The sequence below is a fragment of the Pseudomaricurvus alcaniphilus genome (assembly GCF_011440395.1).
Lineage (GTDB): Bacteria > Pseudomonadota > Gammaproteobacteria > Pseudomonadales > Cellvibrionaceae > Pseudomaricurvus > Pseudomaricurvus alcaniphilus.
This window is the reverse complement of the sequence record NZ_JAAOIX010000001.1, coordinates 1,240,648-1,255,852: the sequence shown is the minus strand read 5'-3', so window position 1 is coordinate 1,255,852 and position 15,205 is coordinate 1,240,648. Positions and strand designations below refer to the sequence as shown.

General features: G+C 55.0%; 12 protein-coding genes. 11 read left to right on the top strand and 1 reads right to left on the bottom strand.

Annotation, left to right across the window (positions count from 1 at the left end; all coding sequences use genetic code 11):
• The first annotated feature begins 52 nt into the window (after positions 1–52).
• From G8764_RS05335 to G8764_RS05310, 6 genes are all read left to right on the top strand, one after another.
• The gene (locus tag G8764_RS05335) at positions 53–1,426 is read left to right on the top strand and encodes a glycosyltransferase (protein ID WP_166162559.1); all 1,374 of its coding nucleotides are present in this window, start codon (positions 53–55) and stop codon (positions 1,424–1,426) included.
• A gap of 1 nt (position 1,427) precedes the next feature.
• Positions 1,428–2,213, top strand: a complete 786-nt coding sequence (locus G8764_RS05330) for a polysaccharide lyase family 20 protein (protein WP_166162557.1) — start codon at positions 1,428–1,430, stop codon at positions 2,211–2,213.
• An 82-nt stretch (positions 2,214–2,295) separates the two neighbouring features.
• Complete coding sequence (locus tag G8764_RS05325) at positions 2,296–3,315, top strand: dienelactone hydrolase family protein (protein WP_166162555.1); 1,020 nt, start codon at positions 2,296–2,298, stop codon at positions 3,313–3,315.
• Positions 3,315–4,595 carry a glycosyltransferase gene (locus tag G8764_RS05320; RefSeq protein WP_166162553.1) on the top strand — a complete coding sequence of 427 codons (1,281 nt, stop codon included), beginning with the start codon at positions 3,315–3,317 and terminating at the stop codon, positions 4,593–4,595. The genes G8764_RS05325 and G8764_RS05320 overlap by 1 nt, the downstream gene beginning before the upstream one ends.
• Entirely contained in the window at positions 4,588–5,550 is a 963-nt protein-coding gene (locus G8764_RS05315; protein WP_166162551.1) for a transglutaminase-like domain-containing protein, read from the top strand. The genes G8764_RS05320 and G8764_RS05315 overlap by 8 nt, the downstream gene beginning before the upstream one ends.
• Positions 5,551–5,577: 27 nt before the next feature.
• Positions 5,578–6,840: a glycosyltransferase family 4 protein gene (locus G8764_RS05310; RefSeq protein ID WP_166162549.1), complete on the top strand. Its 1,263-nt coding sequence runs from the start codon at positions 5,578–5,580 to the stop codon at positions 6,838–6,840.
• A 42-nt stretch (positions 6,841–6,882) separates the two neighbouring features.
• On the opposite strand, the gene G8764_RS05305 is transcribed toward G8764_RS05310, so the two are convergent.
• Positions 6,883–8,112, bottom strand: a complete 1,230-nt coding sequence (locus G8764_RS05305) for a right-handed parallel beta-helix repeat-containing protein (protein WP_166162547.1) — start codon at positions 8,110–8,112, stop codon at positions 6,883–6,885.
• 171 nt (positions 8,113–8,283) lie between these two features.
• On the opposite strand from G8764_RS05305, the gene G8764_RS05300 reads away from it, so the two are divergent.
• The 5 genes from G8764_RS05300 (at position 8,284) to G8764_RS05280 (ending at position 15,193) form a co-directional block, all read left to right on the top strand.
• A complete protein-coding gene (locus G8764_RS05300) occupies positions 8,284–9,597 on the top strand; it encodes a nucleotide sugar dehydrogenase (RefSeq protein ID WP_166162545.1) in 1,314 nt (437 codons plus the stop codon).
• A gap of 5 nt (positions 9,598–9,602) precedes the next feature.
• Positions 9,603–10,709, top strand: a complete 1,107-nt coding sequence (locus G8764_RS05295) for a TIGR03088 family PEP-CTERM/XrtA system glycosyltransferase (RefSeq protein WP_166162543.1) — start codon at positions 9,603–9,605, stop codon at positions 10,707–10,709.
• Between the two features lie 146 nt (positions 10,710–10,855).
• Entirely contained in the window at positions 10,856–12,745 is a 1,890-nt protein-coding gene (locus G8764_RS05290) for an XrtA/PEP-CTERM system amidotransferase (protein ID WP_166162541.1), read from the top strand.
• The gene (locus tag G8764_RS05285) at positions 12,742–13,923 is read left to right on the top strand and encodes a glycosyltransferase family 4 protein (protein ID WP_166162539.1); all 1,182 of its coding nucleotides are present in this window, start codon (positions 12,742–12,744) and stop codon (positions 13,921–13,923) included. Before G8764_RS05290 ends, G8764_RS05285 begins: the two co-directional genes overlap by 4 nt.
• 451 nt (positions 13,924–14,374) lie before the next feature.
• Complete coding sequence (locus G8764_RS05280) at positions 14,375–15,193, top strand: GNAT family N-acetyltransferase (protein ID WP_166162537.1); 819 nt, start codon at positions 14,375–14,377, stop codon at positions 15,191–15,193.
• The last annotated feature ends 12 nt before the right edge of the window (positions 15,194–15,205 follow it).

Sequence of the window (15,205 nt, the reverse complement as noted above, 5' to 3'; positions counted from 1 at the left end):
CGCAAGGTAACTATAGTGGTAATGCCAGAGACTTGACAGTGATTTTCTCCCCATGAAACGCGTTTTAATGCTTGCCTATTACTTCCCGCCGATCGCCGCCAGTGGTTCATTGCGCCCGCTGGGGTTTTGTCAGCACCTGGAAGAAAATGGCTATATCTCCCACATCGTTTCCACGGATCCCCAGGACGCACACCCGCCGGTGAACCAGGACGCCGATTTATTGGAGCGCATTCCCACTGCGGCCCGGGTTGACCGCCTGACTCATCCCAACCGGCTTCGGCAGCTGCTGGAATTGCGCGATGGACTCAGGGGGGGGGAGTCGCAGGCTCAAGCAGTGACACAAGCCGTGGCTGGCGACAGCGCCAACGTGGAGGAAAAACGGCAAGGGTTGTTTGGGCGCATAAAAGCCGCAGTATTGAACCGCTTGTTTTTGTTCCCGGATCATCAAAAGCCCTGGATCAAAGCAGTGGAAAAGCATGTGCTGGCGCTACCGGCCGATGCACGGCCGGATATTGTTTTTGCCACGGGTAACCCCTGGTCCGGTTTGGTTGCGGGTATGCGGGTTGCGAAAAAACTGGGGGTGCCATTTGTCGCTGATTTTCGAGATCCCTGGACGCGCAACCCCAAGCCGGCGGTTTCTGAGGCCATTCACCAGCTGTCGTGCAAGCTTGAACAGCAAGTGGTTGAAGCGGCGGATCTGGTGATCGCCAATACGGAATCTTTAAAGCAACAGTTTATTGACGATTACCCTGAAATCGACGGCAAGGTCAAAGTGTTGACCAATGGTTACGGCGAACATTTGATCGACCTGCTGGCATCTGTAACCGGGCCGGAGCTGTCCGCACCCTATGAGCTCTGTCACTACGGCTCTGTGTATGAGTTGCGCAAACCTGACCGGCTGTTGGAGGCTATTTCAGGATTAGTGGAGCAGGGGCGACTTCAACCAGGCCAACTCATTGTCCGCTTCAGGGGGCATTGGGGGGTAGAGGATGCTGATTGTAATGCTCTGGCTGACGCCCTGGAACAGGCGGGCTTTATTTCCAGGGAGCCAGCGCTGGCGCACCAGGATTATCTTAAAGCGATGAAGCAGTCGCAGTATTTGCTGATTTTACAGCAGGACTTTCCACTGCAAATTCCCGGCAAGCTCTATGAGTACATTGCAACCGGGAGGCCGGTTGTTATGATTGGTGGCCGCGGGGCTACTGCTCAATTGATCGAAACGAACGGGCTGGGGTTGACCCTGGAAAACGAATCGCAAGCACTGGCGGAATTTCTATCGGGGCTGGCGCAGGGGCGCTGCGAACTGCACCCGCCGACTCCAGACGCTGTGAGTCAATTCGGCTACGCCAGCTTGACCCGGGAGTTGGCGAGCCACTTTGATCAGTTATTGCAGCGTGAAGATGGAACCAACATTACATTGAGGTGATATGAAGCATTTGTTGATTTTAACCTGGGTATTGGGCCTGGGTTTGTCCGCTGGAACATCGGCAGAGATCCTGTTTGAGAGCAGTTTTGAGTCCGGCGCGATCAGTGAAGACGAGTGGATTATCGATATCCAAAAGCAATGCAGTATCGGGGTCGACAAACAAATGGCGCGCAGTGGCCGGGCCAGTGCCCGTTTTGAAGCGGGCCCGGGTGCGCGCTGCGAAATCCTGCCCTGGTTTTACAGTAACTTTGTCACTGGTCAATTGCGCGAGCCTTATAATGAGGATCGCTGGTATGCCTTCAGTGTCTATCTGGACGAGAACTGGGAATACAACGAGCGCAACGAAGTGATCGCCCAGTGGCATGCCTCCAAGGATGTATTCCTGAATGAGTCCGGCGGTCGGGGGCCACCGTTGGCCCTGCGCATACTGGGCAATGTCTGGCGGCTAACCTATGGTTGGGATGCCGACTTCCGCAGCAAGAAGGGAGCGAAGGCCATATACCCTTTGTGGGTGGGGGCGATCGAGCCGGGCAAATGGACCGACTGGGTATTCCGGGTACGCTGGACCCGAGGTGGTGACGACGGATTGGTGCAAGTCTGGAAGGACGGGGTAATGGTGTCGGATCACCAGGGCCCGATCGGCTATAACGACATTCGTGGCAACTACCTTAAACTGGGCTCGTACCATCCGCGCACGGATCGTGTGGTATTTATTGATGAAGTCCGGGTTGGGGATGAAGACGAGTCCTATGAGTCGATGAAGCCACGCAAAAACGATGAGCCCTAGTCTCAGACCCTCCATTAATAAAGTTGTTTTGGCCCTGACAGTGGTTTGTTCCCTCGGGGCCGGAGTGGTATTTGAGTACAAAATGGGGTGGCTGGATGCTGTTCAGACTTACCGTCACCGGCCGGACGCCCTCCCCGAACTGCCGGTAAACCTTAACTCCCGATCCGGTCTGCGCTTGCTTGAGCCGGGCACCCTGCCGTTTGAGCCTCAAGAGCGGCTGTTGTGGCGCGAACAGGTGCGCAGTCGAATCCTTGACCAGATTAATGGTCCGCTTATTACTGGTAGCCCTGTTCGCTATCGAGTAGAAGTAGAAACCGAGCGCAATGGGCTGCTTCAGCAGCATCTGACGCTAACCGGCTTTGACGGCCAGCTATTGCCCGCCCGACTTTTTATGCCCGTTGCGGCTAAAAACAGCCCGGCGGTTTTGTTGGTGCCTGGTCATGTGGGCAAGGGCGAGTCGGGCCTGTTGCAGTTGACGGAAGAGCCGCAGTCCTACCAGCATGCTGCTGCACGAGCACTGGCCGCAGCGGGTTTTGTGACTCTGGTTTTCGAGTTGCGCGGGTTTGGCTATCTGGGTGAGCCGGAATTTCCCGAGCACCGGGCGGTTGCTTATAACGCTTTGCAGCGCGGAGAATCCTACAAAAGCCTGATTCTCAAGGATACGGCCACCGCCATGGCATTATTGCGCCAGTTACCGCAGGTGGATGCGGCGAGAACTGCCATTGCCGGGGCGTCTTACGGCGGTGAAATAGCAGTGCAGTACGCCGCGCTGGACGAGCAGGTTGCGGCGGTGAGCTTTCATTCCTACGCTGGCGGCAGGGGCAGGGTGGGTGCCCTGGCTGCTAAGGCCGAATTGCCGCATTTATGCCACATTTTCCCGGCGGTCGATGACTGGATGGCGCAGGAGCACTGGTTTTGGTTGTTGGCGCCCCGGCCTGTGCAGGGCATTCGGGGCCAGTCCAACCAGAAAGGCTTTGTAGAGCGACATGAGCTCTATGCCAGCGGCTGGGAGAACAAGGAAGAATTAAAACTGGAACTGGCGCCCGGCGGTCATGAATTTTTTGTTGACTCTGCGGTCGCTTTTTTCAAGGCCAGGCTCTAGTGAGTTCGGCCGTGGCGGGAGATGGCGAGCATGACAAGCGCTGCCTGATGGTGGCTTTTCACTACCCGCCCTGCAGTACCAGCAGCGGTTATCTCAGAAGCGAGAAGTTTGTGCGCTATCTGCCGGAGTTCGGCTGGCAGCCCGAGGTATTAACCGCCGGGGTTGCCGCCTATGGTGACGGCTCGGAGCAGCACAAGCCATTGCCGCACGTGCACCGTACCTATGCTTTCGATGCCCGCGACAAGCTGTCTTGGCGGGGAAAATACCTGGAGCTGCTGGCCTTGCCCGACCGCTGGTGGAGCTGGCTGCCCGGAGCCATATGGCGTGGCCGGCAATTATTTCGGGCAACCCATTATCAGCTTATTTGGTCGACTTACCCCACGCCGACCACACTGTTGGTCGGTTACGGCCTCAAGGTCTTGACCGGGCGCCCCTGGGTTGTGGATTTGCGTGACCCAGTGATTGATGAAATCCACCCGCGCGGGCGCTTAAAGCGCTGGGCTTTCCGCAAGATTGAGGCCTTGGCCGTGAGGCGTTCAGATACACTGGTCACTACGACCACCGGGGCCCGCCAGCTCTATCTGACACGCTACCCCATGTTGGATGAGAACAGGGTTCACTGTATCGGCAACGGTTTCGATGAGGCCGATTTCGTCGGCCTGCCGGCGATATCGACTCGCCCAGCAGCCGGGGTAAAAAAGCTCAGGCTGATCCATAGCGGTACACTTTATCCCGTTGAGCGCAATCCGGTGCCGTTCCTGAATGCATTGGCGCGGCTAAAACAAGAAGGCTGCTTGGCCAGCCAACCTTTTGAGGTGCTACTCAGGGCCACAGGGCACGATGACTGGTTACGTGGCTTGATCGCGGAGCGGAACCTGGGGGAGTGGGTCCGATTGGCCCCCGCCATTGGCTATCGGCAAGCTCTGCAGGAAATGGTCGAGGCCGATGGATTGCTGGTATTCCAGGCGGCCAACTGCCCGGCCCAGATTCCGGCAAAGCTCTATGAATATTTGCGCGCTGGAAACCCTGTGTTTGCACTTGCCGATGCGGTTGGTGATACAGCATCCCTGCTCCGGGAGGGCGGTGTGGCATTCCTGGTAGACTTGACAGATGAGGAGGCCATTGCAAAGGTGTGGGTTGATTTTATCGAAAGGTTAGCTGCTGGCAGTATTTCTGCTCCGGATCAGGGTTGGGTCGCGGGTTTTAGTCGTCGGCGGCGCGCACAAAGCCTGGCGGCTGTATTTGATCAACTGCTGGAGTCAGGTCATGGGTTTGAATAACAAGCGCTGGGCAGTTCTCGTGTTAGCGCTGATGTCTATTATCGCCTTTGCGGTGGTGCGGCACGCGGGGAGTGGCAAAAACGGGACCCTGGTGCGCAATAGCCTAATCGCCCAGCCACTGCCGGAATCGGCTTTTAGCTGGAAACCAGGCGCAGAGCCTGCCGATTTCAAGCTGGAAACACGAGAGCCCGAGACCTGGATGCAGCAAAGAATTGCTGCTATTGATTACGACAGCGATGGCATAGGGCAGGTAAAAGCGGTTATCAGCGCGATGCACGCTCAACCATTTGTGGGTCATGCCATTCAGAAAGACCTGCGCAGCACCTGGCGTTTGATCGCCGAGCATGGGTTGGGTTATTGCGCGGATTATTCCAAACTCTTTACCGCACAGATGCTGGCTGCAGGGATTCCTGTGCGTGAATGGGCGTTAGGCCATAAGGATTTTGGCAGTGGCCATACCTTCAATGAGGTGTATATTGATGGACAGTGGATTTTTGTCGATAGTTTCAATGGTATGTTGATCCAGGACCGAGAGACCGGGGCCATGCTGTCGGTGTTGCAGTTCCGCAACCGGCTGGCACAGAAAAATATCGACAGTATTGAAGTCATCAAGTTAACTGACCCGCGCTATTTCTTTCAGACTCGCGAGGAGGCGCTAAACTACTATGCACGCTCCAGCGATTTCTTCTACCTGATGTGGGGTAACAATGTCTTCAGCTACGATTCCCACCCGGTGATACAGCGAGCGGCAGATATCGGCCGGCCGCTGGAAAGGCTGGTTGCGATACTGGTTAACCAATATCCGCAGATCAGGTTGCTGGAGACGGAAACCAATAGCGCTGCGATTGCCGAGATGAGAAACCTGCGTCTTGTTTTGTATTCGTCCTTGATCGTCGAGTTGTTGCTGGGTCTTTGTTTGATCCGGTTGTGCTGGAAAATCTGGCGAGACAGATAACAATATTTTAAAGCTTCAGGAACAGCCATGAAAATTCTATTCCTTTCCCAGCGTTTTGTGCTGCCCATGGATACCGGCGGTAAAATTCGCACTGGCAATATTCTGCGTGAGCTCAACAAGCTGGCACAAGTGACGGTTATCAGCAATGTCGAGTCGCCTAAGGATGACCCTTACCTGGATGAAATGCAGGCTCTGTGCCACAGGTTTATCCCGGTGCCCTGGAAAGAAGCTGAGCGCTATTCACTGAAGTTCTATGCGTCGGTGCTGATGAAGAAGTTTTCCCGTTATCCGGTCTCGGTGTTGAATGATTATTCGCGCGCGCTGGAGAATGCACTGCTTAGCGAGCTGGAATTGCATGATTATGACTTGCTGATTTGCGATTTCTTGCAGTCATCCCTGAATGTGCGCCAGGTGAGTGGCATTCCTACGCTGTTGTTCCAGCACAATGTGGAAGCCCAGATTACCCAGCGCCACCTGGAGCGAGCCAGTAATCCTGTCGCGCGCCTGTTCTGGTCCATCCAGCACAAGCGCATGCTGCGGCATGAGAAGGCCATGTGTCGCTGGTTCGATGGGGTAATAGCCGTGTCGGATTCGGACAAGTCCATTATGGAGAACTGGTATGGAGCGACACACGTTTATACCATTCCTACCGGTGTGGATGTGGACTTCTTTAAGCCACTGCCCGACGTAGTTCAGGAGCAGCGACTGGTCTTTACCGGCTCGTTGGACTGGTTGCCCAACGAAGATGCGCTGGTGCATTTTATCGAGAGTATATTTCCCGAGATAAAGGCGACTTTCCAGGATGTAAAATTGTTGGTGGTGGGGCGTAAACCGCCGCCCCGGCTGGAGCGCCTGGTGAATGGGCGAGCGGATATCGAATTGACCGGCTGGGTTGACGATACTCGTCCGTATATAGCAGGAAGTGCTGTCTATATAGTGCCCATACGCATTGGCGGTGGTACCCGCATGAAAATCTATGAGGCGCTCGCGATGGGTAAGGCACTGGTGTCAACCACTATTGGCGCCGAGGGATTGCCACTGGTTGATGGCGAGCATTTCCTTAATGCCGATGAAGATGGTGATTTCGCCAAGGCGGTAATCGGCTTGTTGCAAGACGAGTCCAGGCGCTTGGCCCTTGGGGATAATGCTCGTAACTACGTGGTGGAACATTTTGGCTGGAGCAAGGTGGCCCAGACATTTCTGGATGTTTGCCAAACCGTTGCCAACGACCGCTCTGGCGGCGAGCAGATCAAGTCCAGTTCAAGTGGTGAGGTCGAGGGCATTACCTGATCGCTGGCCAGAGCGATTGACGCCGGAAAGGCAGTCCAATCGTCAGAGACTGTCGCTCTTGAAGCTGCGGTTGTTGTTTCCTCTCAGCGCCTTGGGGACAGCTCCATGGAAGACATTGTTTTGGAATGTCCAGCTTGGTTGGGCCTGACGCGTTGTTGTTCCTACAGAAATGATTGCTTTTTTCAGCCCGACACCAAATACCGAGTTTTTTACGACTAACCCTTGCAGGCCGTCCTCAGCTCGTATGCCCGCCCCGCATTGATAGATTTTTGCATTGTTAATGCTGACCTGCGCGTTGCCGCGATTGCCGCGCAACCTGAAAGCCATCTCGCAATCATAGACTTCGATATTATTCAGGCGGATATCAATTTTTTCTTTGAGGTTAAAAACCGCCTTGTTGGTTATATAGGCATCCGCTTTCCAGCCATGGGCGCGCAGGCCATCAATTGTCAGTCTCATTCGCGTCGTATTTTCCCAGTTATTTTTAACCACCTTGGTGTCGATGGCATTTTCGCCGGGGTATTGACGCTGGCTAACCGGGAGGTGGGCCGTTGCCCGCCAGCCCGCATTGAAATCCTCCGCCAGTGGTCCCGTCCAGAAATAACTATCTTTGATAATGATGTCATTACTCATTGCGCCGGATTTTCGGGCTGGATCAGCCTGGAAACTGTCCCCGGAGGTATGGTGTATTTCGGTATTTGCAATGGTCAGGCGCTGGGTATTGCTAGCGGCGATGCCGTGGGCATCTTTCTGCTGCTCAAAACTGCCGGCGAGAAAGTGGTGAATCAGGAGGTCGCGTATCTGGATGTCCTGGCTGTCCTGAATGTCGACGCCATCGGCCGCGCCGTTGCGTACTGTCAGGTGTTGTAAGCTTATGTGGCGGGCGTTCCGGATTCGAATTGCGTCCCGCTTTTCCTTGTTGCGGTCGATCGTCAGGTGCTGGATAGACAGGTAGTCGCCGCTGATTTCGAGGCCGCCTATCTGGGCCGGCCCATCCATGCCATAGGTAGCCAGCTCGATTGGACGCTCCGCTTCGCCACGGCCAGACAGGCGCAGGCTTTCAAACCAGCGGTCACCGCTGCGCAGCAACAGCTTGTCCCCAGGCTGCAGTTGTTGGCGACCGGCCTTTGCCAGTGTCTGCCAAGCCTCCAGAGGGTTCGCTCCGCTGTTTCGATCATTGCCCCAAAGGCTGTCGACAAAGTAACTGGCGCCGAGGCTTGGCCAGGGGGTTGATAATAAGGCTATAAAAATCAATAACTTAAAGTTATTCATGGGTTTGTCTTGGGGCTCGGATAAGCGGGAGGCACGAGGCTTAAAGTCTGGCTTGAAACCCTGTAAGATTGCAAGGCTTGATTAAGCGGCATACTGGCCAGAGTAAACTATACTTGCTTTGAATAGATGCAATCATCTGCGTTATTTCTAACACATGGACAGAGAAGAACCTTGAGAATCAGCATTTTTGGATTGGGGTATGTGGGGGCCGTTTCGGCGGGATGCCTGGCGGCGGAAGGCCATACAGTGATTGGGGTGGACCCAAACAGTACTAAAGTCGACCTGATCAATGCCGGCAAGACCCCGATCATCGAGCAAGACCTGGAAGAATTGATCGCATCCGGGGTCGCTGAGGGCCGCTTGAGCGCCAGCTCTGATGTGCGTGCAGCGGTTAACAATTCCGAACTGTCGATAATTTGTGTGGGAACACCCAGCCAGTCCAATGGCAGCCTTGATTTGAGTTATGTGCGTCGGGTGTGCCAGCAAATCGGAGAAGCGTTGCGATCCAAGGGCGACTTCCACGTAGTGGTGGCCCGCAGTACCATGCTGCCGGGCTCAATGATGGGGACAGTAATTCCGGCGCTGGAGGAGGCCTCCGGTAAAAAGGCGGGCCAGGACTTTGGTGTTTGTAATAACCCGGAGTTTTTGCGCGAGAGCACGGCGGTGCACGACTTTTATCATCCGCCGAAAACCGTGATTGGTGAAACTGACGAGCGTAGTGGTGGGATCCTGGCCAGCTTATACGAAGCGCTGGATGCACCGATGATCCGCACCGACGTGGCCACCGCCGAGATGGTGAAGTACACCGATAATGTCTGGCATGCACTGAAAGTCGGGTTTGCCAACGAGATAGGTAATATCTGCAAGCAGGTCGGTATCGACGGCCATGCGGTGATGGATATTTTTTGCCAGGACACCAAGCTCAACCTGTCCCCCTATTATATGAAGCCAGGCTTCGCGTTTGGCGGTTCTTGCCTGCCGAAAGATGTGCGGGCTATGACGCACAAGGCGCGTATGCTGGACCTCGATGTGCCTATTCTCAACGCTATTCTGCCCAGTAACCGCAACCAGATAGAGCGCGGCCTGGAACTGATTATGGCGCAAAACCGCAAGAAGATCGGGGTGCTGGGCTTTTCTTTCAAAGCGGGTACGGACGATTTGCGCGAGAGCCCGCTGGTAGAGGTGATTGAACGCCTGCTGGGTAAGGGCTTTGATATCCGTATTTATGACAAGAATGTTCGTATCGCCAGCCTGGTGGGCGCCAACAAAGACTATATCCTCAATCACATACCCCATATTTCCAGCCTTATGACCGATAGCATCGGTGAGGTATTGGAACACGCTGAGGTTATTGTTATCGGCAATGGTTCGGCCGAGTTCAGGTCGATTCCTGAGCAGCTCCGGGATGACCAGCAAGTGATTGACCTGGTGCGTGTGGGGCCGCAGACTTCCAACGACTATTCTTACCAAGGCATCTGCTGGTAGGTTCCATGGCAGTGCCCAAACCTATCCATGTAGCGCATGTGGTTCATGCGCTCAAAGCTGGTGGCCTCGAAAATGGTCTGGTCAACCTGATTAACCACATGCCGGCAGAAGCGTTTCGTCATACGGTCATCTGTATGACTGACTACGATGATTTTGCCAAGCGCATTCGGCGCCCGGATGTGGAGATTCACTGTCTGCACAAGCAGCCGGGAAAAGACCTGGGCTGGTATTGGCGCGCAGGGAAATTGTTGAGGAAAATTCGCCCGGATATTGTGCATACCCGTAACCTGGCCACCATTGAGGCCCAATGGGTGGCTTTTCTGGTGGGGGTAAAGGGGCGCGTTCATGGTGAACATGGCTGGGATATGTACGATTTGGGTGGCAGCAATGCCCGCTATCGTACCTTGCGCAAGCTGGTGAAGCCCTTTATTCATCGATTTGTCGCGCTCTCCGGTGAAATTGAAGACTACCTGGTGAACGGCGTCGGTGTTGTGCCTGAGAAGCTGTACCGTATTTGTAATGGCGTCGACGTTAGCCGCTTTCAGCCCGTTGATCGATCCAGCAGGCCTGAAGCGGGAGTTGTAATTGGCACTATCGGGCGCATGCAGGCAGTCAAGGACCCGCTGAACCTGGTTGAAGCCTATATTCAATTACGGGGTATGACGGAAATACCGATTCGCTTGCATATGATTGGAGATGGGCCGCTACACGGCGATGTGGTGCAGCGCCTGGAGCAGGCTGGGGTTATGGCCGATTGCTGGATCCCCGGTCACCGGGAAGATACCCCGGCCTGTTTCGAGGCCATGGATATTTTCGCGCTGCCTTCCCGGGCCGAGGGCATTTCCAATACCATTCTGGAGGCGATGGCGGCTGGTTTGCCGGTCGTGGCAACGGCTGTCGGCGGTAACGCTGAGTTAGTTTCTGCAGAGACTGCACAATTGGTAGCAGCCGGGGACAGTACAGCCCTGGCCCGGGGGCTGCAGTATTTTGTCGAGCAGGGGCAAGCTCGTGCAGGGGCTGGGGCACAAGCGCGTCAGCGTTGCCTTGAACAGTTCAGTCTGGAGGCTATGGTCGCCAGGTACGAAGCTCTTTATCGATCTTTGGTGGCTTAAATCAGCATATTAAAGTGACTTTGTTTATACTCTGTAGAGGCTCTGCAGGCGCTTTTAGGAACGGTCTTGCCTGCTGCCAGGTTGGCCCTTTGCCAATGCTTTCGCATTGGTATCCCCATTGGATTTGAACGGATAGCAAGCTAGTTATGTGTGGAATTGTCGGTATTGTGGATATGCGCTCGGCGCGTGAGATAGATGAGGGCTTGCTGCAGCGGATGAACGAGTCCCAGTTTCACCGCGGTCCGGACCAGGGCGGGCTGCACTGCGAACCGGGGGTGGGGTTAGGGCACCGAAGACTTTCCATTATTGATTTAAGCTCCGGTAAGCAGCCTCTCTATAACGAGGATCACTCGGTTGTCGTTGTCTATAACGGTGAAATTTATAACTTTCCCGAATTGACTGATCGGCTGAAAGGGCTGGGCCATACATTCCGTACCCACTGTGATACGGAAGTGATTGTCCACGCCTGGGAGGAGTGGGGCGAAGACTGTGTGCAGCAGTTCAGGGGCATGTTCGCCTTTGCGGTTTGGGACCGCAATCAGCGAACGCTTTTTATGGCTCGTGACCGCTTGGGTATCAAGCCTTTCTATTACGCAGAGCTGGGCGATGGCTTTTTTATTTTTGGCTCCGAGCTCAAGGCGCTGATGATGCACCCGGGGCTGGATCGCTCCATGGATCCGCTGGCGGTTGAAGACTATTTCTCATACGGCTATATACCGGAACCTCGCACTATCTTTCGCCAGGCAAAGAAACTTGAGCCCGGCTTCAGTCTCACCCTCAAGCAGGGCGAGGGCCTGAAAGAGCCTCGCCAGTATTGGGATCTACCTTTTGCCCCCGTGGCTGCCGGCTCTGAAGCCAGTGTTGGTGAAGAATTGATCTATCGCCTGAAAGAGGCTGTGGATATACGCTTGGTCGCGGAAGTTCCACTGGGGGCTTTTTTGTCGGGAGGGGTTGATTCCAGTGCGGTCGTGTCATTAATGAGCGAGCTGGATCCTAACCCGGTCAACACCTTTTCCATTTCCTTTGGCGACCCCAAGTACAACGAGTCGGCCTTTGCGCAGCAGGTTGCAGAGCGATTTTCCACGGCCCACAACGTGGCCCAGGTGGATCCGGATGATTTTGACCTGATCGACAAGTTGGCCGGTCTCTATGATGAGCCCTATGCGGACAGTTCGGCAATGCCGACCTACCGGGTTTGCGAGCAGGCCCGCAAGCATGTCACTGTCGCCCTGTCTGGCGATGGCGGCGATGAAAACCTGGCGGGCTACCGCCGCTACCGCTGGCATATGAATGAAGAGCGGATTCGCAATTTAATGCCCGCAGGCTTGCGGCAACCGTTGTTTGGGGCGCTCGGACGCTATTATCCAAAGGCCGACTGGGCACCTCGTATGCTGCGTGCCAAGAGCACCTTCGAAGGTATGGCCCGTGATTCTGTCGAAGCGTATTTCCATACCGTGACTATTTACACCGATGCGCAGCGACGGCAGCTGTTTAGCGCGAAAATGAACCGGGATTTACAGGGCTATCACGCACTGGATGTATTTCGTAAACATGCGGCCAATGCCCCCACCGATCACCCATTGTCTCTGGTACAGTACCTGGATTTCAAAACCTACCTGCCGGGGGATATCCTCACCAAAGTAGACCGGGCCAGCATGGCTCATGGACTGGAAGTCAGGGTGCCCATTCTGGATCACAAGGTCGTAGAGTGGATGTCGGGGTTGCCACCGGAGCTGAAGCTTCGCAACGGTGAAGGCAAGTATATATTCAAGAAATCCCTCGAATCACGCTTGCCCGCGGACATCCTGTATCGTTCGAAAATGGGCTTTGCGGTGCCTCTGGCGAGCTGGTTTCGCGGGCCGCTCAAGCAAAAGGCGGAGCAGGCACTGCTGGGCGATCGCTTGCTGGATACCGGATTGTTTGATCGCAACTACCTGAAAACAATCCTCGAGCGACACCAGTCGGGGCGAAGTGAATTCAGTGCTCATATCTGGAGCCTGCTAATGTTCGATGCGTTTCTGGGTAATATTCGTTGAAGATACTGCTGTTCTCGACGCTTTACCCTAATTCGGTCCAGCCGCTGCACGCGTTATTTGTGGAGCAGCGGGCCTTGCAGCTGCGCCGGGATTACCCCGATGTGGAGTTGCAAGTGGTTGCTCCGGTACCCTGGTTTCCGTTTGCGAGTCAACGTTTTGGTCGCTACGGAGAGTTCGCACGCATTCCCCGGGTGGAGGAGAGAAGTGGTATTCGGATCCACCACCCGCGCTACCCGGTCGTGCCGAAAATTGGCATGAGCTGGGCGCCGGCACTGATGGCGCGCTGTAGTCGCGCTTGTTTGCAACAGGTTCAGGACTCCGGGTTCGACTTTGACCTGATTGATGCCCATTTCCTGTACCCGGACGGTTTGGCGGCCTTGAAGCTGGGCAAGGCATTCAATAAACCGGTGGTTATTACTGCACGCGGTAGTGATGTAATGTTTCACCAGACCTTTAAAAAGCCGGCGCATCAGACTCGAGATGCGTTGCCCCAGGCCGATGCCTTGATCGTAGTAGCGGACGCCCTGCGCCAGCACTTGTTAGGGCTGGGCTATACACTGCCGGAAACCCATGTGCTTCGCAATGGTGTCGACTTGAGCCGATTTTCTCCGCAGCCTTCAGCGCAGGAAATCCGCGAAGAGCTGGGCATAAAGGGCCATTTACTGATCTCAGTTGGCCGCCTGGCGGAGCTCAAAGGCCATGAGCTCACTATTGAGGCCCTGGTTTCATTGCCGGGCGTGTCGCTAATGCTGGTCGGCGATGGGCCGGAAGAGTCCGCGCTCAAAGCTCTTGCCGAGCGTTTGGGGGTGGCTGACCGGGTCTTTTTCCTGGGCGGCAAACCACAGCAAGAATTGGCCCGCTTTATTTCCGCCGCGGACATCAAGGTGTTGGCCTCCAGTCGCGAAGGCTGGCCCAACGTATTGCTGGAGGCCATGGCCTGCGGTACTCCGGTGGTTGCGACTGCGGTGGGCGGTGTGCCTGAAGTGTTAAGTGCTGGCAGCGGCGGCGTTCTAGTAGAGGACCGCAGTGCGGCGGGCTTGGCGGCGGCGATAGGGCGCTTGCTCACAGATATGCCGGATCGGGCCAGTGTGCGCGCCTATGCGGAAAGATTTGACTGGAGCGAAACCAGCCGTGGGCAATACGAGCTTTTTCAGCGTCTTATCAAGGCGGCTGATTAGTTTATGTCCGTCCGGAAATACTGTTTTTTGTCATCCCCGTGCAGGCGGCGGTCCGGCGTCCCTGGGCCCAATAAGTACTTGAGATTTATGGATTCCCGCCTGCGCGGGAATGACATTAAAAGGATTCTACTTAGTTTATGGGTGGTCGCTAGTTAATGTTTACCAATAAACGCTGGTTGTGCAGGAGCCATAGATAATTGACGATTCCGTGCTACCAGAAAGCCCACTGGTAATTATGCGCATATTAAGTATTGCAGAGTATGCCGAATTAAATAACCAGCCCCTGCGATTTGAACAGCAGCCGGGTTGGCTGTCGCTGCTGCACAAACACTGTTTGTCGAATACGGAGGCCCGGATATACACACAACAGGGCGCCGAGAGCCAGTCAGCATTGCCAGTTTACCGAAGCAAACAGCGTATTTTGGGCCTGAATTTATGCAGGCTCGAGGGGTTGACGGGGCTCTATAGTAGTCACTATTTGCCACCGGTCACGGATGTTGCGGCGCTAAAGGAACTGCTGCACGACATACTGGCAACGGAAAATTGGGATGTGCTGCGCTTTTCGGCAGTGGATGAGGGTGGTGATTTGCACAGGGCATTAACCTCATTGGCCGGGCAGGAGGGCTGGACCTTGACTTGCAGGCCAGATTTTGAACACTGGTATTTGCGGCTTGATAGTGCAGACTGCGATGGCTATTTTGCCCAATTGCCGGGCGCTCTGCGCAGCACACTGAAACGCAAGGGGGCAAAGGTATCCAGCCAGTTTCAGGTGCTGTTCGACTGCTGTGACCAGCCGGAGCAATTGGCCGTTGCCCTCGATGCCTACCAGCAGGTATATGCCAACAGCTGGAAAAACCCGGAACTCTACCCCGACTTTATTCCCGAGCTGTGTCACTGGGCTGCCCGCCAGGGTTGGTTGCGGCTGGGTGTTATGTACCTTGACCGTACGCCGGTAGCAGCACAAATATGGCTGGTTCTGAATGGCGAGGCGTCGATCTTTAAATTGGCCTATGACGACGCCTATCAGCAGTGGTCTGTCGGCTCACTGCTGACTGCCTTTATGGTACGGCGAGCTTTGAATGAAGATAATGTTACCAGTATTGATTATGGCAAGGGTGGCGAGTCGTATAAAAAGGACTGGATGTCGGGTTGTCTGCAAAGAGTACAACTTGAATGTTATAATTCGGCAACCCTGGCCGGTCGCGTGATGGCATTAAGACACGCCTATTTACCCCGCTTGCGCGATCGCCTGCTTGATAGAACAACCTGACAATGGAATGCA

What these genes read in the sequence shown, in the direction of transcription:
- G8764_RS05330 (WP_166162557.1), top strand. Translation starts at nt 1,428, where the DNA reads ATGAAGCATTTGTTGATTTTAACCTGGGTATTGGGCCTGGGTTTGTCC.
- G8764_RS05295 (WP_166162543.1), top strand. Translation starts at nt 9,603, where the DNA reads ATGGCAGTGCCCAAACCTATCCATGTAGCGCATGTGGTTCATGCGCTC.
- G8764_RS05290 (WP_166162541.1), top strand. Translation starts at nt 10,856, where the DNA reads ATGTGTGGAATTGTCGGTATTGTGGATATGCGCTCGGCGCGTGAGATA.
- G8764_RS05305 (WP_166162547.1), bottom strand. Translation starts at nt 8,112, where the DNA reads ATGAATAACTTTAAGTTATTGATTTTTATAGCCTTATTATCAACCCCC.
- G8764_RS05325 (WP_166162555.1), top strand. Translation starts at nt 2,296, where the DNA reads ATGGGGTGGCTGGATGCTGTTCAGACTTACCGTCACCGGCCGGACGCC.
- G8764_RS05310 (WP_166162549.1), top strand. Translation starts at nt 5,578, where the DNA reads ATGAAAATTCTATTCCTTTCCCAGCGTTTTGTGCTGCCCATGGATACC.
- G8764_RS05335 (WP_166162559.1), top strand. Translation starts at nt 53, where the DNA reads ATGAAACGCGTTTTAATGCTTGCCTATTACTTCCCGCCGATCGCCGCC.